A 19,913-nucleotide genomic window follows, 5' to 3' on the forward strand; every position below is an offset into this window, starting at 1 on the left:
GTGGTGGTTTCCGGCGTGACGATCGGCGTGATGAGCGTCGTGACGACCGCGGTGGCCGTCCTGGTGGCGGTTACCAGCGCCGTGACGACCGGCCGTCGTACCGGCGCGATGATCGCCGTGACGAACGTCGTGATGACCGTGGTGGTTTCCGGCGTGACGATCGGCGTGATGAGCGTCGTGACGACCGCGGTGGCCGTCCTGGTGGCGGTTACCAGCGCCGTGACGACCGGCCGGGTGGGCCGCGCCGCGATGACCGCCGTGACGAACGGCGTGACGACCGTGGCGGTTTCCGTCGGGATGATGACCGTGGCGGCTTCCGGCGTGAAGATCGGCGTGATGACCGCCGCGACGACCGGCCGGGTGGGCCGCGCCGCGATGACCGCGAGGGCGGCTTCCAGGGGCGGGACGACCGTGGGCCGCGTCGTCCGTATGGCCAGGGCCGTGGGCGCGATGACCGTGCCGGTGGGGGTTACGGCCGCCGCGACGACCGTTCCGGCGGCTATGGACGCGGCGATGACCGGGGCCGGGACCGCGACCGCGACCGCGAGCCGATCAAGCGGATGCCGATCCCCGAGGACGTGACCGGCGAGGAGATCGACAAGGACGTGCGGCAGGAGCTGATGAGCCTGCCGAAGACGCTCGCCGAGGACGTCGCCAAGAACCTCGTCATGGTCGCCAAGCTGCTGGACGACGAGCCGGAGCAGGCGTACCAGTACTCGCGCGTCGCCCTGCGGCTCGCCTCCCGCGTCGCCGCCGTGCGCGAGGCCGCCGGTTTCGCCTCGTACGCTGTCGCCAAGTATTCGGAGGCGCTCGCGGAGTTCCGCGCCGCGCGCCGGATGACCGGCAGCTCCGATCTGTGGCCGGTCATGGCCGACTGCGAGCGTGGCATGGGCCGTCCCGAACGGGCGCTGGCCATGGCCGGTGAGCCCGAGGTGCAGAAGCTGGACCGGGCCGGTCAGGTCGAGATGCGGCTGGTGGCGGCGGGTGCCCGGCGCGATATGGGTCAGGCCGACGCCGCCGTGGTCACGCTGCAGAGCCCGGAGCTGGCCTCGCACTCCGTCCAGCCGTGGACCGCCCGGCTGCGCTACGCCTACGCGGACGCGCTGCTCGCGGTCGGCCGTGAGGACGAGGCGCGCGAGTGGTTCGCCAAGGCGCTGGAGGCGGACCAGGGCGGGACCACGGACGCCTCGGACCGGCTCGCGGAGCTGGACGGCGTCGAGTTCGTGGACGCCCTGGACCCCGAGGTGGCCGTGGACGACGTCCCGGCGATCCCCGAGGCACCCGAGGCACCCGAGGCACCCGAGGCACCCGAGGCACCCGAGGCACCCGAGGCACCCGAGGCACCCGAGGCACCCGAGGCACCCGAGGCCCCTGAGGCGGCCGGCGAGGCGAAGACCGAAGAGGCCAAGCCCGAGCCGGAAACCGATCGCGAGCCTGAAGAGGCTGCGTCCGAAGAGGCTGCGTCTGAGGAGGCTGCGTCTGAGGAGGCTGCGTCCGAAGAGGACGAGAAGGACCGCGACGACAGCTGACGCTTGACGAGGGCGGAACCCCGAGCTGGGGTTCCGCCCTCGTCGCGTGGTGGGCCGTTCGACTCAGCCGAGCGTCAGACTCCGCAGCACCAGCCCGGTGGCCGGCTTCGGCCCGAACGACGTCGACTTGTGCGGCATGGCGACGCCCTGGAGCGCCAGCTCGTGCACGATCTCCTCGCACACCGGATGCATCAGCACCGCCGTACCGCCCAGTCGCTCCGCCTGCTCGACGACGGCCGCCGCGTCGTGGATGTAGCTGATGTGCTCGGGCGCTTCGGGCACGTTCCAGAGGTGCTCCAGCAGTACGGAGTGGAGGACCGTCGCGTCCAGCGTCCGCCAGGCTTCCGGCCGCCCCGCGGGGACCGTACGGGCCAGCAGCGCCGGATCCGGCCGGTCGAGGAGGTGGAAGCGTCCGTCCCCCGCGAGCAGGAAGGCGTTCCCGGCGCCGGGTGCCGCGGTGGCCTCGGCGAGCGCGTCCAGGGCCCGCGCGAGCGGGCCGTCGACCGCCCGGACCCGGAAGGCGTGGCCCGCGCTTGCCAGGGCGTCCACCGGCGGGAGTCGGCGCAGCAGCCGGTGGATGGCCCGGACCCGGAGGGGGTAGCGGGTGGTGTCGACGAGCAGGACGAGGCCGTAGTCCCAGGGGCCGGGGTCCCGCCGCTCCTCGCGCAGCCGGAGATAGGTGGCCCAGCGGTGGTGGCCGTCGGCGATGAGGGCCCGGTGGTGGCGGAGGTCGGCGGCGATCTCGACGAGGTCGGCGGGATCCGTCAGCCGCCAGAGATGGTGGTCGATGGCGTCCTCGGTGGTCGTGGACAGCAACGGCTCCTCCCGCACGGCGCGTTCGATGACGTGCGCGGCGCCGGTCACGTCGCCATTGCCTCGGTAGGCGAGCAGCAGCGGCTCCAGATTGGCGGCGGTGGCGCGCATCAGATCGGCGCGGTCCTCGACGACATGCGGCATGACGTCCTCGTGCGGGAGGACGACGCCCTCCTCGCGGGGGCTCAGCCGCAGGGCGCCGATGAGTCCGCGCTGGAGTGTGTGGGCGTCGCGCTGTTCGTAGACGTACAGTGCGGGCTCGGGGTCGGGGGCGAGCACTCCGTCGGCCTGCCAGCGGCGCAGTGTCTCGGCGGCCTGGCGGTGGCGGTCGGCCGGGGTGCCGGCCTGCGGCAGGATCAGCCGGACGATGTTGTAGGGGTCCGCCGTCTCGAGTTGGCGCAGGCCGTCGGGCCGTACGACCACGTCATAGGGCGGGGAGGTGACGGCAGCGAGGCTGCCGACCCGCTCCGCGACATAGCGCAGCCCCCGGAACGGGGTGAGCTGCAGACCGTGCCCGCCAGGCCCTGGAATGCTCATTAGGAAATGTTATGCCCCCCGCACGGATAGGCGATGATCGAGGGAGAAGCGCACAGATCTGCGAGGAGCGTGTCCCCCATGAACCAGACCGTCCGGACCCGGCCCGCGTCCATCGAGCGGTCGCTGAACGAGGCGTACGACACCGCCCTGCTGGACCTCGACGGGGTGGTGTACGCGGGCGGTGAGGCCATCGAGCACGCCGTGGAGTCGCTGATCACCGCGCGGGACGGCGGGATGCGGCTGGCGTACGTGACCAACAACGCGCTGCGCACGCCGCAGGCGGTCGCCGAGCATCTGACCCGGCTCGGGGTGCCGGCCGAGCCCGATGACGTGATCACCTCGGCGCAGGCGGTCGCCCGGATGATCTCCGAGCAGCTGCCGACCGGGGCCCGTGTGCTGGTCGTCGGCGGGGAAGGGTTGCGCGTCGCGCTGCGCGAGCGCGGCCTGACGCCGGTGGAGTCGGCGGACGACGATCCGGCGGCGGTGGCGCAGGGGTACGGGGGGCCGGATATGCCGTGGGCGCGGCTGATGGAGGCGGGGTACGCGGTGGTGCGCGGTGTGCCGTGGTTCGCCTCCAATACGGACATGACCATTCCGAGCGGACGGGGCATCGCACCGGGCAATGGCGCGGCGGTGGAGGTCGTACGGATCGTGACGGGCAAGTCCCCGCAGGTTGCGGGGAAGCCGCTGCCGCCGATGCACCGGGAGACGATTCTGCGGACCGGCGCCCAGCGGCCGTTGGTGGTCGGGGACCGGCTGGACACCGATATCGAGGGGGCGAACGCGGGCGAGGTGGACTCGCTGCTCGTCCTGACCGGGGTCACGGACGCCCCGCATCTGCTGGCCGCCGAGCCGATCCACCGGCCGGTGTACGTGGACCGGGACTTGCGGGGGCTGCTCGCCCCTCAGCCCGAGGTGCACGAGGAGAAGGCGTTCGGCGGCTTCCGGTGCGGCGGCTGGCTGGCGCGGGTCGAGGGCGGCGCGCTGGTGCTGGAGGGCGAGGGCGATGAGCCGATGGACGGGCTGCGGGCGCTGTGCGCGGCGGCGTGGAGCGCGGCGGGAGACGGTGTGAGCGGCGCGGACGCCGGGAAGGCGCTGGCGCGGCTGGGGTTGTGAGCGCGGGGGAGTTGTGAGCGCGAGGGTGGGTTGTGAGCGCGAGGGTGGTTGTGTGCGCGGCGGCGGGCCGGGGCCGGGGCCGGGCGCCGGTCCTCCGGCGGCCGGAACGGGCTCCGTCTCCCTGGGGTTGTGAGCGTTGTCTCGGGCCTCCCACCGCCCGCCCGGGCGTGATGATCAAGAGTTAGGATAACCTAACCTAAGTCTTGATCGGCCGTGCTGTGAGGTGGAGTTCCGCGTGACCCTGGTCAGTCCGGCGAAAGCCGGGACCGAGACAGCGACCGCGCCACCCCGGCGCCGCACCGCGCGCCGCGCGGCCGGGCTGGCCGTCTCTCTCGGCGTGCTGCTGATGCTCGTCGCGGCCAGTATCGCGATCGGCGCCAAATCGATTCCGCCGGGGGACGTCTGGCACGGGCTGTTCCACTACACCGGGCGCGACACCGATGTGGTGATCTGGGACGTACGGCTGCCGCGCACGATCCTCGGGCTGCTCGTCGGCATCGCGCTCGGGCTCTCCGGCGCGGTCATCCAGGCGCTCACCCGTAATCCGCTCGCCGACCCCGGGCTGCTGGGGCTGAACGCGGGAGCGGCCGCCTCCGTCGTCTCGGCCATCAGCTTCCTCGGCGTCAGCTCGCTCACCGGGTACGTGTGGTTCGCCTTCCTCGGCACCGCGGTCGCGTCCGTGCTGGTGTACGCGCTCGGCGGCAGCCGGGGCGCCACCCCGGTCCGGCTCGCGCTCGCCGGTACGGCCGTCTACGCCGCGCTCTACGGCTATATCAACGCCGTTGAGCTGCTGGACAGCGCGGCGCTGGACAAGATGCGCTTCTGGACGGTCGGTTCGCTCGCCTCCGCCAATATGACGGTGGTGCGTCAGGTCACCCCGTTCCTGCTGGTCGGCACGGTCCTCGCGCTGGCCCTCGGCCGCTCGCTGAACGCCGTGGCCCTCGGCGACGACACGGCCCGTGCGCTCGGCACCAACCTGGGTCGCACCCGCGTGCTTTCCATGGCCGCCGTCACCCTGCTGTGCGGGGCCGCCACCGCCGCCTGCGGGCCGATCGCCTTCGTCGGGCTGATGGTGCCGCATATGGTCCGCGCGCTCACCGGGCCCGATCTGCGCTGGATCCTGCCGTACGCCGCGGTGCTGTCGCCCGTACTGCTGCTGGGCGCCGATGTGATCGGGCGGGTCGTCACCCGGCCCGCCGAGCTCCAGGTCGGTGTCGTCACCACGTTGATCGGCGGGCCCGTCTTCATCTACCTCGTACGTCGGCGAAGGATGGCCCAACTGTGAACGCGAGCAAGGGCCGGGTGCCCAGGACGCGCGGAATCACCCTGCGTACCCGTGGCGGCCTCTCGATGCGCCTGGATCCGCGCGGGGTGGTCGTGGGGCTGCTGCTGATCGCCGTGGCGCTGGCGATGAGCGTGGTGCTGATCGGCACCGGCGACTTTCCGATCGCGCCTGCCGATGTCCTCCGCACGCTGTTCGGCGGCGGCACCGTGGCCCAGGACTTCATCGTCAACGACCTGCGGCTGCCGCGGGTGCTGGTGGGGCTGCTCGTCGGCGCGGCGCTCGGCCTGGCCGGTGCGCTCTTCCAGTCCATCTCCCGCAATCCGCTGGGCAGTCCGGATGTGTTGGGTTTCGGACAGGGGTCGGCGGCCGGGGCCCTGACGGTCATCGTGCTGTTCAACGGCGGTCCGAACGCGGTCGCGGCCGGAGCCGTCGCCGGCGGGGTGCTGACCGGGCTCGCCGTCTACGCCCTGTCGTGGCGGCAGGGCGTCCACGGCTATCGGCTGGTGCTGGTCGGCATCGGGGCCTCCGCGATGTTCAGCGCCGTCAACGGCTATCTGCTCACCAAGGCCGACCTCCCGGACGCGACGCGCGCGGTGGTGTGGTTGACGGGCTCGCTGAACGGACGGGACTGGGACCAGGTGTGGCCGCTGGCCTGTGTCTGTGCGGTGCTGGTGCCCGTGGTGCTCGGCCATGCACGGGGGCTGCGGATGCTGGAGATGGGCGACGACAGCGCCTACGCCCTGGGGGTGCGGGTCGAGCGGACCCGGCTGGTGCTGATGGCCTCGGCCGTACTCCTGACGGCCTCCGCCACGGCCGCCGCCGGGCCCGTCGCCTTCGTGGCGCTCGTCGCGCCGCAGCTGGCCCGCAGGCTCACGTGCTCGCCGGGCCCGAACCTGCTGCCGTCCGCCTCGATGGGCGCCGGGCTGCTGATCACCGCCGACTGGGCCGCGCAGCGCGCCTTCGGGGCCGACCAGCTGCCGGTGGGTGTGGTGACCGGGATGCTGGGCGGCGGCTATCTGCTGTGGCTGCTGGTGACCGAGCGTAAGGCGGGGCGGATATGACGAGTGCGGACACGACCCGGACGGAACACGACATGGACAAGGACACCCGGCAGACCGTGGCCACCAGCACCAGCACCAGCACCAGCACGAGCACCGGCACCGGCACGAGCACCGGCACGAGCACCGGGACCAGCACGAGCACCGGCACCGGGACCAGCACGAGCACCGGCACCGGGACCAGCACGAGCACCAGCAAGACCGGCACTGGCACGAGCACCGGCACTGGCACGAGCACCGGCACCGGGACCAGCACGAGCACCGGCACCGGCACGAGCACCGGCAAGACCGGCACCGGCACCGGCACCGGCACGAGCACCGGCAAGACCGGCGCCAGCACCAGCAAGACCGGTACCGGGACCGATCAGCGGCACCGGCTCACCGCCGAGGGGCTGACCCTCGCCTATGACCGGCGCACGGTCGCCGAGGGCCTGTCCGTGACGATTCCGGACCACTCATTCACCGTCATCGTCGGGCCGAACGCCTGCGGCAAGTCCACCCTCCTGCGCGCCCTGTCCCGAATGCTCAAGCCGGCGGCCGGATCGGTGCTGCTGGACGGCGAGGCGATCGGCTCGCTGCCAGCCAAGAAGGTCGCCCGCACCCTGGGGCTGCTGCCGCAGTCCTCGATCGCTCCGGACGGCATCACCGTCGCCGACCTTGTCGCCCGCGGCCGCTATCCGCATCAGGGACTGTTGCGGCAGTGGTCGGAGACGGATGAGCGGATCGTCCAGGAGTCGATGGCGGCGACGGGCGTGGCGGAGCTCGGGGATCGCTATGTCGATGAATTGTCCGGTGGTCAGCGGCAGCGGGTCTGGATCGCCATGGCCATCGCCCAGCAGACGCCGCTGCTGCTCCTGGACGAGCCGACGACCTACCTGGACATCCAGCACCAGATCGACGTCCTCGACCTGTGCGCCCAGCTCCATGAGGAGCAGGGCCGTACCCTCGTCGCGGTCCTCCACGATCTGAACCACGCCGCCCGCTACGCCACCCACCTGATCGCGATGCGCGGCGGCGAGGTCGTGGCCGAGGGCGCGCCGGGGGAGGTCGTCACCGCGGAGCTGGTGGAGCGGGTCTTCGGGCTGCGCTGCCAGGTGATCGACGACCCGGAGACGGGCACGCCGCTGGTCATTCCGGCCGCCCGCCGGTCCCGTACGGCGGCGGCCCCCGCGCCGCCTCGGCCGTGACGGCCGAGGCCTGAGAGGCCCGAGGCCCGAGGGGCGGACGGAGTCGGAGCCCGGGGCAGGCGTTGACGCTAGTGCCGCGTCAGGCAACGTTCGCCCTGTCGACGACCTCGCGTAGCTGTTCGCGGCGGCGTGCTTGTTTTCGCCAGATGATGTAGCGGCGGATCATGCTGCCCTGCTCCTTGTGGCTGGCGTGGTCGGTGCCGTCCAGGGCGAAGTAGCGCAGGGCGGTGAACTGGGCCTCGTATGACCTCGCCGTCGGCGATCGCGTAGAGGTGCTCGACGCGGGCCTTCTTGGCGGCGTACTCCGGGTCGCGGGAGGTCTTCCAGGTCTTTATGCGTTGAAACGACACGGCCTCCTCGCGGAGCAGGACCCGAAGGCCCTCGTGGCTGATGTCGTCGACCACCCCCTCAGCGACCAGGAAGTCGGCCAGCTTGGCCAGGCTCCAGGTCGAAAATGGCAGGCCATGCTCGGTCGGCCTGGACTTGATGATCTTCTTGATCTCCCGGCGCTCCGGGAGGCTGAAGGTTCTCGGTCGGCCGCCTTGTACTTCGGGTAGAGCGAGTCGAAGCCGTCGGCGTTGAAGTTGTGGATCACGTCCCGAACCCGGTCCGCGCTGGTGAACGTCACCTCGGCGATCTTCGCCACGGGCATGCCCTGCGCGGATAGCAGCACCATCTGTGCCCGCCGCCAGGTGACCACCGAACCGGTGCCTCTACGGATGATCCTCAGCAGGCGCTGCCCCTCGTCGCCATCGATCTCGCGAACGCGTACCCGCTCTGTCATCCGCACAGTCTCACGGGAACGGCGAGCGTCCGGGCTGAGAACGGGCGAGGTGTCTGCCGGCGCGGCGTCAGGCCAGGACCTCCCGCAGCCAAGACCGTTCCGCGTGGCTGGTAGCGCGGGCGATGATGAGCATGCCGCGGCGGTAGGGGTCGTCGGTGTCTTCGGCGCCCAGTGGGCCGTCACCGTCGTGGAAGAAGCTCGCGGGCTGTTCCAGGAATTTTAGCCGCCGACGCAGTACCGCGTGCTGGTCAGCGGTGTCGGGAAGCTGGGAAAGGAAGGCCAGGACCGTGAAATACCGGGTGCTGTCGCTGATGTCCAGGCCGTCGGCATCCCGCAGCCGCCGCAGCAGATCGCAGCGGCCGACGCCGGTCAAGCGCAGAGTGTGCCGTTGGGCAGCCGAGACGCCCGGTTCGGTCCGCCGCTCCAGCAGCCCAGCATTGACCAGCCGGTTGATCGCCGGATAGAGGCTGCCGTCACTGATCGGCCGCGCATGGCCCGACAAGTGCGCTATCCGGTGGCGAAGTTGATAGCCGTGCAGCGGCCCCTCGGCCAGGAATCCCAGGATCGCAAGTTCGAGCATGCTGCTACTCTCGCACATCGAAACGAGGTACCTCGAATCGATGCAGGAGGCGGGGATGACGTATACCGAGGAATGGGTGACTGCGCGGGCACGGGACGCCTACGAGCACGGCCGGGCATCGTTCGATGTACGACCTGAGCGGACGGCGCTGCTGGTCATCGATATGCAGGACGAATTCGTCCGGCCCGGATGGAGCCCCTACTGGGTGCCCGCGGCGACCCGGATGGCGCCCCAGTTGCGGCAGTTGGTCGAGGTATGCCGGGCCGCCTCCCTCCCGGTGATCTGGACCATTTTCGACGACACGCATCTCGGACTGGACCGGCCGCACGCCCTGCGGTTCCTCCCGCACGCCGACACCGACTGGCGCCGGCCAGGCCCCGCCGAGGTCTGGGCCCCGATGGGCCACCGCCCCGACGAGGCTCTGATCCGTAAGCCCTCCTACGGTGCGTTCTACGACACCCCGCTCGACACGATGCTGCGCAACCTCGCCCGCGACACGGTCATAGTCACCGGAACGCTCACCAACTACTGCTGCGGCACCACCGCCCGGCAGGCGTATGAACGCGGCTACAAGGTCGTCGTCGGATCCGACGTCACGGCCACTGACGACGAGTCCCGACAGGAACCAGAACTCGCCGTCCTACGCAAAGGATTCGCGCTCGTGCTGACCGCCGAAGAGATCACGAACCGACTGACCACAGCCAGAAACGCGCCAGATGATGAGGACCGGGCGAACGTTGCCTGATGCGGCACTAGAGCAGTTTGCGCAGCCGCAGCAGGTCGAGCAGTCCGGCCTCGAGCTTGACCCGTCCGCTGCCCCACGCGCGCGCGAAGTGCAGCTCGCCGTCGACCAGGGCGACCAGGTCGTCGCCGGACATCGACAGCCGGATCTGCGTGCGCTCGGGCGGCGCACCGGGCACGGTCGTCACATCCTCGATCCGGCTGTCCACGAGCCGGCCGAGGAAGGTCATGTCGAGATCGGTGATCCAGCAGCTCACGGAGCGATCGAGCGCGGCGGCGCTGCGGAGGTCCCCGTTCGCGCCCGCGAGGTTCTCCGCCAGCTTGTCGAGTGCGCTGCGGCACTGTTCCAAGGTCGCCATCGCCGACGACGGTACCCCAGAGTGATACGCGTCGGAGAACCCGCGGTTCGCGGTAGCGTCGGTGCCATGAGTCACCCCACGTCGGGCGAGTGGCCCGGGGCGCGGCCCCACGCGGAGACGGAGCGGGCCCCGGAGCCCGGGCCGGAATCACCCCAGGGACCCACGCCGGAATCACCCTCGGGGCCCCTGCGCGAGGCCGCGTCCCCACCCGAGCCGGATGCGGCCCCCGAGCCGGATGCGGCCCCCGGGGCCGAGGCGGCCCCCGGGGCCGAGGCGGCCCCCGGGGCCGAGGCGGCCCCCGAGCCCGTGCCGGAGCCGTCCGGCCCCGCGGATCCGGTCCCGCTGGGCGTCCCCCGTACGGCCACCGGCGTCCCCGAGGTCGACACCCGGCTCGACCGCCTGGCCGACGCGGACCACCTGGGGGTGAGCGGGCACCTGGAGGTGTACGAGGATGTGCACCAGGGCCTGCGCGACACGCTGACGGCACTCGACCGGCGGCCCGGACTTCCGGCCGCCCCGTCCCCGGCCCCTCCCGCCCCGTAAACGATCTCAGGAGCTGAACCACCCGTGGCAGTGACCCGTCCACGACGCGCCCGACTCGACGCGGAGCTGGTGCGCCGCAAGCTGGCCCGTTCGCGCGAGCATGCGAGCCAGCTGATCGCCGCGGGCCGGGTCACCGTCGGCGGGGCTGCCGCGACCAAGGCCGCGACCCAGGTGGAGACCAGTGCGGCCGTCGTCGTGCTCAAGGACGACAGCGATCCGGACTATGTCTCCCGCGGCGGGCACAAGCTGGCGGGCGCGCTGCTCGCCTTCAGCGAGGAGTACCGCCAAGGCGCGGGCGCGGGGACCGAGCCCCCGGCCATGATCGGCTCCGGGCTGAAGATCGCCGGGCGGCGTGCGCTGGACGCGGGCGCCTCGACCGGAGGCTTCACCGATGTGCTGCTCCGCGCGGGCGCGGCGCGGGTCCTCGCTGTCGATGTCGGTTACGGCCAGCTTGCGTGGTCTTTGCAGAACGATGAACGCGTCACCGTTTTCGACCGTACGAACGTACGCGAGCTGACGCTCGAGCAGATTGGGGGTGAGCCCGTGGACCTGGTGGTCGGCGATCTCTCCTTCATTCCGCTCGGGCTGGTACTGCCCGCCCTGGTGCGCTGCGCCGCGCCCGACGCCGATCTGGTGCTGATGGTCAAGCCACAGTTCGAGGTCGGCAAGGAGCGGCTGGGCAGCGGGGGAGTCGTCCGCAGCGCGGAGCTGCGGGCCGAGGCCGTGCGTACGGTGGCGGAGCGGGCGGCGGGCCTCGGACTGGGAGTGCTGGGCGTGACGGCCAGCCCTCTGCCTGGGCCGTCGGGCAATGTCGAGTACTTTTTGTGGATGCGCGCCGGGGCGCCGGCACTGGACCCGGCGGATGTTGACCGTGCAGTGGCGGAGGGGCCCAGTTGACCACTTCAAAAGCAGCGCCGGAGGCAGAGCCCGCGACAGCGGACGCACCGGCGACCCCGGCGGCGGAGCCGACGGCGGAGCGCACCGTCTTCCTACTCGCGCACACCGGCCGCCCCGCTGCCATCCGCAGCGCCGAGCTGGTCGTCCAGGGGCTGCTGCGCAGCGGCATCGGCGTGCGGGTGCTCGCCGCCGAGGCCGCGGACCTGCCGCTGCCGCCGGCGGTGGAGCGCGTCGACGCGGAGGGCCGTGACGTCCTCGAGGACTGCGAGCTGCTGGTGGTGCTCGGCGGGGACGGGACGCTGCTGCGCGGGGCGGAGTTCTCCCGTATCTCCGGCGTGCCGATGCTCGGCGTCAATCTCGGCCGGGTCGGCTTTCTCGCCGAGGCCGAGCGCGATGACCTCGACAAGGTCGTGGACCGGGTCGTGACGCGGCAGTACGAGGTCGAGGAGCGGATGACGATCGATGTGCTCGTCCGCACCGACGGGCACATCGTGCACACCGACTGGGCGCTGAACGAGGCGTCCGTCGAGAAGGCGGCGCGGGAGCGGCTGCTGGAGGTCGTCACCGAGGTCGACAACCGCCCGGTCTCCCGCTTCGGCGGCGACGGCGTCGTCTGTGCCACCCCGACCGGCTCGACGGCCTACGCCTTCTCGGCCGGCGGCCCGGTGGTGTGGCCCGAGGTCGAGGCCCTGCTGATGGTCCCCATCAGCGCCCACGCCCTCTTCGCCAAGCCCCTGGTGACCTCGCCGGATTCGGTGCTCGCGGTGGAGGTCCAGCCGCAGACCCCGCACGGGGTGCTGTGGTGCGACGGCCGGCGCACGGTGGAATTGCCCGCGGGCGCGCGGGTGGAGGTGCGGCGGGGGGCCGTGCCGGTGCGGCTGGCGCGGCTGCACCATGCGTCGTTCACGGACCGGCTGGTGGCCAAGTTCGCCCTCCCGGTCGCGGGCTGGCGCGGCGCGCCGCACTAAGCGGATGCGGTGAAGTTCGCCGCTGATCCCTCGCCGTTCGGCCTGGCCGAGGGCTTGGACGCGGAGAAGGATCAGCACTTGACTTCGCCGTAACCGCTTAGCCGGACCGGCCCCCGTGCCGTGGGCTCCGCCCCCGGCACGCCCTTGGCCGGTGGTCCGGGGCCAGCCTCCGGCCCAGCCGCGGCACGCCCTTGGCCGGTGGCTTGGGGCCGGCCCCCGGCCCAGCCTCGGGACGCCCTTGGCCGGTGGCCCGGGGCCGGCCTCCGGCCCAGCCCGGGGATGACCTCCGCACCTCTCGGGCAGGGCATCGTGCGGCGGACAGGTGGCGGGTCGGCGCGGGGGCGTCGCACCGGCCCGGGGCGTTTTCCGGGGGTCGGCCCCGGGTTTCGAGCTTGCCCTTGTGGCTCCGGGGGGCCTTGGTGCTCTCCTCTCAAGCCCCGGCTCCAGGGCGGGGACCTGGGCGGGGACCTGGGCAGGGACCTGGGCGGAGACCTGGGCAGGGACCTGGGCGGGGACCTGGGCGGGGACGGAGGCGCGCCGGTGGGGCCTCGGCCGGCGGGCCGTCCGCGGAGGCCGGTCATATGTGCGGGCGGGGCCCGGAAGGAAGGCCCCGTCGTCGCATCCCACCCGGCAAACCTCGTATGGTCTTGCACGTGCTGGAGGAGATGCGGATACGTGCGCTGGGCGTCATCGACGACGCGGTCGTCGAGCTGTCGCCCGGCTTCACCGCGGTGACCGGTGAGACCGGCGCGGGCAAGACCATGGTCGTCACCAGTCTGGGGCTGCTGCTCGGCGGGCGTGCCGATGCCGCACTGGTGCGGATCGGGGCCAAGGCGGCGGTCGTCGAGGGGCGGATCGCGGTGGACGCCCGCTCGGCGGCGGCCGTACGCGCCGAGGAGGCCGGTGCCGAACTCGACGACGGCGCGCTGCTGATCAGCCGTACGCTCTCCGCCGAGGGACGGTCGCGCGCGCATGTGGGCGGGCGGTCCGTGCCCGTCGGGCTGCTGGGTGAGCTGGCCGACGATCTCGTGGCCGTGCACGGCCAGACCGATCAGCAGGGCCTGCTGCGCCCGGCCCGGCAGCGTCAGGCGCTGGACCGGTACGCGGGGGCGGCCGTGGCCGGTCCGCTGGAGAAGTACGCGGGCGCCTACCGCCGGCTGCGCGCCGTCGCCAGCGAGCTGGACGAGCTGACCACGCAGGCGCGGGAGCGGGCGCAGGAGGCCGATCTGCTGCGCTTCGGGCTGGAGGAGGTCGCGGCCGCTGAGCCGCGCGCCGGTGAGGACACCGAGCTGGCGGCCGAGGCCGAACGGCTCGGCCACGCCGAGGCCCTCGCCTCCGCCGCCGACGTCGCGCACGCCGCCCTCGCCGGGAACCCGGAGGACCCGGAGGGCGTCGACGCCGCCACCCTCGTCGCGGGCGCCCACCGGGCCCTGGAGGCCGTACGCTCCCACGACCCCGACCTCGCCGCCCTCGCCGACCGGATCGGCGAGGTCGGCATTCTGCTGTCCGATGTGGCCGGGGAGCTGGCGGGGTACGCCGATGACCTGGACGCCGACCCGATCCGGCTGGCGGCCGTCGAGGAGCGCCGCGCGGCGCTGGCCCAGCTGACCCGTAAGTACGGCCAGGACATCGCGGACGTCCTGGCCTGGGCCGAGCAGGGCGCGGCCCGGCTCGGCGAGCTGGAGGGCGACGACGACCGCATCGGCGAGCTGACGGCCGAGCGTGACGCGCTCCGCGCCGAACTGGGCGAGCTGGCGCAGGCGCTCACCGACGCCCGTACGGAGGCCGCGACGCGCTTCGCCGAGGCGGTCACCGCCGAGCTGGCGTCCCTGGCCATGCCGCACGCCCGGGTGACCTTCGCGATCCGGCAGACCGAGGCCGCCGAGGAGGCGGCGGGCATCGAGGTGGGCGGCCGCGCGGTGCTCTTCGGCCCGCACGGCGCCGATGAGGTCGAGCTGCTGCTCGCCCCGCATCCGGGGGCCCCGCCCCGTCCGATCGGCAAGGGCGCCTCGGGCGGTGAGCTGTCGCGGGTGATGCTCGCGGTCGAGGTCGTCTTCGCGGGCTCCGACCCCGTACCGACCTACCTCTTCGACGAGGTCGACGCGGGCGTCGGCGGCAAGGCGGCGGTCGAGGTCGGGCGGCGGCTGGCCCGGCTGGCCCGCTCCGCCCAGGTCGTGGTCGTCACCCACCTTCCGCAGGTCGCCGCGTTCGCCGACCGGCATCTGGTGGTCGAGAAGACCAACGACGGGTCGGTGACGCGGAGCGGGGTGAAGGCCATGGAGGGCGAGGACCGCGTGCGGGAGCTGTCGCGGATGCTGGCCGGCCAGGAGGACTCGGAGCTGGCGCGGGCGCACGCGGAGGAGCTGCTGGAGGCGGCGCGCGCGGGCCGCTGAGATCCGGGGCCACCCGAACGGGTGGTGTCGCGGACGTACGGGCGAGCCCGGGGCAGACGTCACATGGGGCGTTGCGGCGAGGACACCGCGAGTGCTGGCATTCTTGAGCGCGACGCACCCGCACCGCCTCCCCTCAGCCGACACCGCCTCAGGAGCTCCGCCCGCGTGAGCAGTACCGTGAGCAGCACCCCGGTCCCGCCGCACGGGCAGCCGTCGCTGCACGCCGTCCAGGTGCTGGGCGGCGGGAGTTCGGGCAGCGGGGTGCATGTGCGGTCGCTGTCGGCCGGGTTGGTGGCGCGCGGGCTGCGGGTGACCGTCTGCGGACCCTGGCGCGCCGAGCACGGGTACGGCTTTACGCAGGCGGGGGCACGGTTTGCCGCGCTGGACGCCCTCACCGACGCCGGAAGCGCCGCCTCGCTGCGGATGGCCGCCGTCGGCGCGGGGCTGGTGCACGCGCACGGGCTGCGTTCCGGGCTGCTGGCCGCGACGGCGCTGCGCGGCCGCCGTATCCCGCTGATCGTCACCTGGCACACCCGGGTGGACGCCGAGGGGCCGCGGGCGCGCCTGGTGCGGATGATGGAGCGGCGGGTGGCGCGGACCGCGGCGATCGTGCTGGGGGCGTCCTCGGATCTGGTGGAGCGGGCCCGTGCGCGGGGCGCGCGCGATGCGCGGCTCGCGCCGGTCGCGGTGCCCGCGCCGCGCCGCCCGCCGCAGACGTGCGACGGGCGACGCCAGAAGGCACGGGCCGAACTGGGCGTGGTGGAGCGGCCGTTGCTGCTCGCGGTGGGCCGTCTGGAGGCGATGGCGGGGTGCGGTGCGCTGCTGGACGCCGCGCGCCGCTGGCGCTCACTGGCTCCGCAGCCGCTGCTGGTGGTGGCGGGGGAGGGGCCGGACCGGGCGCATTTGCAGTACCGGATCGACGCGGAGGGGCTGCCGGTACGGCTGTTGGGGCGCCGGGACGATGTGCCGGGGCTGCTCTCGGCCGCCGATGTCGCGGTGCTGTCCAGCCGGTGGGAGGCGCGGTCGGTGCTGGCCCAGGAGGCGCTGCACGCGGGGGTGCCGCTGGTCGCGACGGCGGTGGGCGGGGTGCCCGAACTGGTGGGGGACGCGGCCGAACTCGTGCCGTACGGCGACCCCGAGGCGCTGGCCGATGCCGTGGTCCGGCTGCTCGCCGACCCGGTGCGCCGGGTGGAGCTGGCCGCCTCCGGGCGGGCGCGGACGGCCGGTTGGCCGACGGAGGACGACACGGTCGCCCATGTCCTCAGCGTATACGACGAGTTGGTCCAGACGTTTATGTGTGAATGACTTGACGGGCCGGTCGTTGATCGGCAGGGTGCTGACACAGGGGTGAGAGAGCGCTCTCAATCGTGGCGCCTCGTCAGCCCCATGTCATGTCCCGGCAACCCCCACTACGCCGAGGAGCACCACCATCATGATCAGTCGCCGCAAACTGCTGGGCGGAATCGCGGCCTCCGCCGCTGCCGCGGGTACCGGCCTCGCCTTCGCGGGCAGTCGCGCCAGCGGAGCCGAGAGCGCCGCGCCGCGCGCCGCCGGCAGCACCATGCCGCTCACGATTGTCAACAAGACCGGTCAGTTCGCCAATTCGTCGATATGGGTCTACATCGTCGGCAATGAGGGCGGCCGCCAGGTCCGCGTCACCCCCGACGGGAAGCTCGCCCCCATCGCCCTCTCCGACAACGGCTCGGACGGCGTGACCGACTACGCGATTCCGCTGTCCGGAAGCGGCGACACCAAGCTGACACTGCCCCGGATGTCCGGCCGGATCTATGTCGCGCTCGGCTCGAAGCTCAAGTTCAAGGCGGTCGCCGACGGTGCGGGCAACGCCGCCCTGCAGTACCCGGCGGGCTGGGTGTCCGGCGACCCCAACTTCCAGATCATGCACGACTGCGCGGAGTTCACCTTCAACTCCTCCGGAATGTTCTGCAACACCACCATGGTGGACATGTTCAGCGTGCCGCTGGCCATCCGGCTCACCGGTGCCAAGGACCAGACGACCGGCACCCTCAAGGACGGCGGACGCGCCAGGATCTTCTCCGACCTCGCCGGGGTCGACGCCTTCAAGCGGCTGATCATCGGCGACAATCTGCGGGTCATCGCGCCGGGGCACGGCATGGGCGCGGGGCTGTTCGCACAGGACTACTTCGCGTCGTACATCGACCAGGTCTGGGACGTCTACGGATCGGAGGACCTCAAGGTCACCACCAACGCGGGCACCTTCACCGGCCGGGTGAGCGGTGGGAAGTTCTCCTTCACCGGCCCCGCCTCGGTCTCCTTCGACAAGCCGTCCACCAAGGACGTGTTGTTCTGCGACGGAGCTCTGGCCGCCCCCAACGACGGGACGACGGGCCCGGTCGCGGCCATCCTCGGCGCCGGCTTCAACCGCACCACCCTGCACAACTCCGCCGCCCAGCCCACCTCCAAGCCGGGCGCCTTCTACGGCGAGCAGGTCACCAACCACTACGCCAAGGCCCTGCACGCGGCGACCGTCGACGGCAAGGCGTACGGCTTCGCCTTCGACGACGTGGCCGACTTCGCGTCCTACATCCAGGACACCGACCCGAAGGCCATCACGCTCACCCTGACCCCGTTCTGACCCCCGCCTTCAGCGGCGGCGTCCGCCGGAGACGAGGCTCGCGGCAGGCGCCGCCCAGCCGGCAGCAGCCCAGCCGGCAGCCGCCACCGGCAGCGGCAGCCGGGGGCCCGGCGGGGACGCGGGCCAGGTCGGACCGCCGCCGCGTCAGCGCGCGGAAACCGCGTCGCCGCGTGGCGGGTCCGACGGGAAGCCGGCCGCATACGGCGGCCGGCCTGCGGCGAAGCACGTCAGCGCACATGGCGGCGGGCCTGGAGGGCCAGGCCCAGGGCGAGCACCGTCCGGGGGTCCTCCAGGTCGCTGCCGTCCGCCGGAGACGAGACTCGCGGTAGGCGCCGCCCAGCCGGCAGTCGGCACCGGGAGCCGGCACCGGCAGTCGGCAGCGGCAGCCGGGGGCCCGGCGGGGACGCGGGCCAGGTCGGACCGCCGCCGCGTCAGCGCGCGGAAACCGCGTCGCCGCGTGGCGGGTCCGACGGGAAGCCGGCCGCATACGGCGGCCGGCCTGCGGCGAAGCACGTCAGCGCACATGGCGGCGGGCCTGGAGGGCCAGGCCCAGGGCGAGCACCGTCCGGGGGTCCTCCAGGTCGCTGCCGAGCAGCCGGGCGATACGGGCCAGCCGGTCGTACAGCGTCTGGCGGTTGAGGTGCAGCGCGCGGGCCGTCTCCGCCTTGCGGCCCGCGTGCCGCAGATACGCCTCCAGGGTCGGCACCAGTGGCGGCCGGGCCGTGCGGTCGTGGGCGAGCAGCGGGCCGATCACCCTGTCGACAAAAGCGGCCAGGTCCCCGTGGGCACGCAGTCGCCACAGCAACAGGTCGACATCCAGACTCCGTACGTCGTACCAATCCCGCTCGGGCAGGCCCCGCGCCGCGTTCGCCGCCTCGGCCGCATGGCGCAGCTCACCGCCGACCGCGTTCCAGCCGGCCGCCAGCCCGGCGATCACCACCGGCGGCCGGGCCCCGGACCGGTCCGGCCAGGCCCGTTCCACCCCGGACCGCAGCGCCGCCGCGATCCGTTCGGCGACCGCCGCGCGCTCAGCCGCGCCGCGCAGCGAGGCCAGCAGCGGCACCCGGCCCTCCGGGAGCCGCACGCCCAGCAGCACCGGCACCCCGACCGCCGTCAGCTCCTCCTGCAGGGCGTGGGCCAGCGCCGCCCAGCTCTCGGCGCCGCCGCCGAGCACGGGCAGATCGTCCGCGAGCCGCATCACCACCGGCAGCAGCGGACCTTCGCCGCCCGGCCGGAAGCCCAGCACCCGGGCCTGGGCGGGCGCGTCGGAGGGCTCGATCCGGCCCTCCGAGAGATCGGTGAGGAAGTCACCACGTCCGCGCGCCGCCAACTCTTCCTCCTGGCGCGCCCGCAGCAGTACGACCGCCAGCAGATCCGCCGTCCGCTCGGCGGCGATGCGGTGCACCGCGGCGAGCGGCGCGGCCACCGGCAGGACGGTCAGCCGTGCCCGTACCGCACCCGGCCCGTGCCCGCCGCCCGGGATGTCCGCCATCACGCTGCCCGCGGGCGGCGGATGGCGCTCGGCCGCCCGCCGCGCGCGCAGCCCCTCCCACACCTGGAGCGGATCGGCGGTGCCCGGCCGGGCCGCCCCGCCCGGCCCCGCCGCGTAGAGCAGCTGCCCGTCGGGGGTCTCCAGAAAGACGGGATTGGCCGCGAAGGCGGCGAAGTGCCCCAGGATCTCCGGCACCCCGCCGCCGCGCAGCAGTACCTCGGTGGCCTGCCGGTGCACCACATCGGCCTGCCGCAGCAGCGCGTAGTGCTCATTGACGATCTCGGTGTGGATCTCCTCGGTGACCGCTACGAACGGCACTTCCCGGTGCAGCTGCACCAGTGGCAGCCCGCAGGAGCGCGCCGTGTCGATCACCGGCCCCGGCAGCGCCCGGAACCGGGCCCCCAGCTCGACCACCAGCGCCGCGATGCCCGCCTCGGCGAGCCGGCGGACGAAGGCCCGCTGCTCGGCGGCGCGCGGCCCGACTCCGAGTCCGGTGGTCAGCAGCAGCTCGCCGCCCTTGAGCAGCGCGGCGATGTTGGGCGCCTCGCCCGCGTGCACCCAGCGCACCGGGCGGTCCAGCAGCTCCTCCCCGGACACGACCTCGGGGAGCCCGCGCCGCAGCGCGGGAAGGGCGAGGGCCCGCGCCACGGTGATCGTCCCTTGGGGTCCTTGGGGTTCCATGGACCGGAACGTTACCCCGGCTGAGGCCGTATCTCCCCAGGTCAGGTCATACCGGGCGCAGGTGTGGGTTCCGCGTCGGGCTGTCCACTGGCATCGCTCTGACCAGCGACTTCCGTAGCCGGCCCACCAGGTGTCCACAGGACCTCGTCCCGCTGCTGTGTCCACTTCCTCGGCCCCTGCGCTGCGCCGCCCCGGGCTCGGGAGGCGGCCCTTCAGCTGCGGATTCCCATCCCCGTGTCCTATTGGCCACGCGGTGGCCATCGCGATGGAAAGTGGCCACGGGATCTGGAAACCTACAGCAGGAGGGGGAGTGTAGGTTCCCTTCGCGCATGGCCA

At 73.0% G+C, this 19,913-nt stretch carries 16 protein-coding genes and 2 pseudogenes; 13 read left to right on the forward strand and 5 right to left on the reverse strand.

Annotated elements, in window-relative coordinates:
• Nucleotides 1-582 (forward strand): annotated as a pseudogene (locus tag ABZU99_RS33930) (hypothetical protein); the annotation flags it as partial.
• Nucleotides 583-605: 23 nt separating this feature from the next.
• Nucleotides 606-1,529: a hypothetical protein gene (locus tag ABZU99_RS33935; protein ID WP_356050294.1), complete on the forward strand. Its 924-nt coding sequence runs from the start codon at nucleotides 606-608 to the stop codon at nucleotides 1,527-1,529.
• Between the two features lie 63 nt (nucleotides 1,530-1,592).
• Here the strand turns inward: ABZU99_RS33935 and ABZU99_RS33940 are convergent, their stop codons facing one another.
• On the reverse strand, nucleotides 1,593-2,879 hold the full coding sequence (locus ABZU99_RS33940; RefSeq protein ID WP_356050285.1) for a DUF1015 domain-containing protein: 1,287 nt from the start codon (nucleotides 2,877-2,879) through the stop codon (nucleotides 1,593-1,595).
• A gap of 78 nt (nucleotides 2,880-2,957) precedes the next feature.
• Here ABZU99_RS33940 and ABZU99_RS33945 point away from each other — a divergent pair, with 78 nt between their 5' ends.
• From ABZU99_RS33945 to ABZU99_RS33960, 4 genes are all read left to right on the forward strand, one after another.
• Nucleotides 2,958-3,995 (forward strand): HAD hydrolase-like protein, encoded by a 1,038-nt coding sequence (locus ABZU99_RS33945; RefSeq protein ID WP_355954732.1) that lies wholly within the window; start codon nucleotides 2,958-2,960, stop codon nucleotides 3,993-3,995.
• 235 nt (nucleotides 3,996-4,230) lie between these two features.
• The gene (locus ABZU99_RS33950) at nucleotides 4,231-5,280 is read left to right on the forward strand and encodes an iron chelate uptake ABC transporter family permease subunit (RefSeq protein ID WP_356050286.1); all 1,050 of its coding nucleotides are present in this window, start codon (nucleotides 4,231-4,233) and stop codon (nucleotides 5,278-5,280) included.
• A 65-nt stretch (nucleotides 5,281-5,345) separates the two neighbouring features.
• On the forward strand, nucleotides 5,346-6,341 hold the full coding sequence (locus tag ABZU99_RS33955; RefSeq protein WP_355954758.1) for an iron chelate uptake ABC transporter family permease subunit: 996 nt from the start codon (nucleotides 5,346-5,348) through the stop codon (nucleotides 6,339-6,341).
• Between the two features lie 389 nt (nucleotides 6,342-6,730).
• A complete protein-coding gene (locus tag ABZU99_RS33960) occupies nucleotides 6,731-7,525 on the forward strand; it encodes an ABC transporter ATP-binding protein (RefSeq protein WP_355954761.1) in 795 nt (264 codons plus the stop codon).
• 79 nt (nucleotides 7,526-7,604) lie between these two features.
• Here ABZU99_RS33960 and ABZU99_RS33965 read toward each other — a convergent pair.
• Nucleotides 7,605-8,309: pseudogene (locus tag ABZU99_RS33965) on the reverse strand (helix-turn-helix domain-containing protein).
• Nucleotides 8,310-8,376: 67 nt separating this feature from the next.
• Nucleotides 8,377-8,889: a PadR family transcriptional regulator gene (locus ABZU99_RS33970; protein WP_355954737.1), complete on the reverse strand. Its 513-nt coding sequence runs from the start codon at nucleotides 8,887-8,889 to the stop codon at nucleotides 8,377-8,379.
• Nucleotides 8,890-8,944: 55 nt separating this feature from the next.
• On the opposite strand from ABZU99_RS33970, the gene ABZU99_RS33975 reads away from it, so the two are divergent.
• Entirely contained in the window at nucleotides 8,945-9,634 is a 690-nt protein-coding gene (locus ABZU99_RS33975) for an isochorismatase family cysteine hydrolase (RefSeq protein WP_355954740.1), read from the forward strand.
• 7 nt (nucleotides 9,635-9,641) lie between these two features.
• On the opposite strand, the gene ABZU99_RS33980 is transcribed toward ABZU99_RS33975, so the two are convergent.
• Nucleotides 9,642-9,989 (reverse strand): sterol-binding protein, encoded by a 348-nt coding sequence (locus tag ABZU99_RS33980; protein WP_355954743.1) that lies wholly within the window; start codon nucleotides 9,987-9,989, stop codon nucleotides 9,642-9,644.
• A gap of 186 nt (nucleotides 9,990-10,175) precedes the next feature.
• On the opposite strand from ABZU99_RS33980, the gene ABZU99_RS33985 reads away from it, so the two are divergent.
• The 6 genes from ABZU99_RS33985 (at nucleotide 10,176) to ABZU99_RS34010 (ending at nucleotide 17,404) form a co-directional block, all read left to right on the forward strand.
• Nucleotides 10,176-10,532, forward strand: a complete 357-nt coding sequence (locus ABZU99_RS33985; protein WP_356050295.1) for a hypothetical protein — start codon at nucleotides 10,176-10,178, stop codon at nucleotides 10,530-10,532.
• A gap of 30 nt (nucleotides 10,533-10,562) precedes the next feature.
• A complete protein-coding gene (locus ABZU99_RS33990; protein ID WP_356050296.1) occupies nucleotides 10,563-11,429 on the forward strand; it encodes a TlyA family RNA methyltransferase in 867 nt (288 codons plus the stop codon).
• Nucleotides 11,426-12,397 carry an NAD kinase gene (locus ABZU99_RS33995; protein ID WP_355954746.1) on the forward strand — a complete coding sequence of 324 codons (972 nt, stop codon included), beginning with the start codon at nucleotides 11,426-11,428 and terminating at the stop codon, nucleotides 12,395-12,397. The genes ABZU99_RS33990 and ABZU99_RS33995 overlap by 4 nt, the downstream gene beginning before the upstream one ends.
• Nucleotides 12,398-13,038: 641 nt before the next feature.
• Nucleotides 13,039-14,790: a DNA repair protein RecN gene (gene recN, locus ABZU99_RS34000; RefSeq protein ID WP_355954749.1), complete on the forward strand. Its 1,752-nt coding sequence runs from the start codon at nucleotides 13,039-13,041 to the stop codon at nucleotides 14,788-14,790.
• A 177-nt stretch (nucleotides 14,791-14,967) separates the two neighbouring features.
• Nucleotides 14,968-16,095: a glycosyltransferase family 4 protein gene (locus ABZU99_RS34005; RefSeq protein ID WP_355954770.1), complete on the forward strand. Its 1,128-nt coding sequence runs from the start codon at nucleotides 14,968-14,970 to the stop codon at nucleotides 16,093-16,095.
• A 127-nt stretch (nucleotides 16,096-16,222) separates the two neighbouring features.
• A complete protein-coding gene (locus tag ABZU99_RS34010) occupies nucleotides 16,223-17,404 on the forward strand; it encodes a glycoside hydrolase family 64 protein (RefSeq protein ID WP_356050287.1) in 1,182 nt (393 codons plus the stop codon).
• 514 nt (nucleotides 17,405-17,918) lie between these two features.
• Here the strand turns inward: ABZU99_RS34010 and ABZU99_RS34015 are convergent.
• Nucleotides 17,919-19,577 (reverse strand): PucR family transcriptional regulator, encoded by a 1,659-nt coding sequence (locus ABZU99_RS34015; RefSeq protein WP_356050288.1) that lies wholly within the window; start codon nucleotides 19,575-19,577, stop codon nucleotides 17,919-17,921.
• Nucleotides 19,578-19,913 lie beyond the last annotated feature (336 nt).

The sequence above is a fragment of the Streptomyces sp. NPDC005266 genome (assembly GCF_040607655.1).
GTDB lineage: Bacteria > Actinomycetota > Actinomycetes > Streptomycetales > Streptomycetaceae > Streptomyces.

Bases quoted from the DNA above. Each gene is read 5' to 3' on its own strand.
- ABZU99_RS33980 (WP_355954743.1), bottom strand. From the start codon at position 9,989: ATGGCGACCTTGGAACAGTGCCGCAGCGCACTCGACAAGCTGGCGGAG.
- ABZU99_RS33955 (WP_355954758.1), top strand. From the start codon at position 5,346: ATGCGCCTGGATCCGCGCGGGGTGGTCGTGGGGCTGCTGCTGATCGCC.
- recN (WP_355954749.1), top strand. From the start codon at position 13,039: ATGGTCTTGCACGTGCTGGAGGAGATGCGGATACGTGCGCTGGGCGTC.
- ABZU99_RS34010 (WP_356050287.1), top strand. From the start codon at position 16,223: ATGATCAGTCGCCGCAAACTGCTGGGCGGAATCGCGGCCTCCGCCGCT.
- ABZU99_RS34015 (WP_356050288.1), bottom strand. From the start codon at position 19,577: ATGGAACCCCAAGGACCCCAAGGGACGATCACCGTGGCGCGGGCCCTC.
- ABZU99_RS33940 (WP_356050285.1), bottom strand. From the start codon at position 2,879: ATGAGCATTCCAGGGCCTGGCGGGCACGGTCTGCAGCTCACCCCGTTC.
- ABZU99_RS33945 (WP_355954732.1), top strand. From the start codon at position 2,958: ATGAACCAGACCGTCCGGACCCGGCCCGCGTCCATCGAGCGGTCGCTG.
- ABZU99_RS33970 (WP_355954737.1), bottom strand. From the start codon at position 8,889: ATGCTCGAACTTGCGATCCTGGGATTCCTGGCCGAGGGGCCGCTGCAC.
- ABZU99_RS33975 (WP_355954740.1), top strand. From the start codon at position 8,945: ATGACGTATACCGAGGAATGGGTGACTGCGCGGGCACGGGACGCCTAC.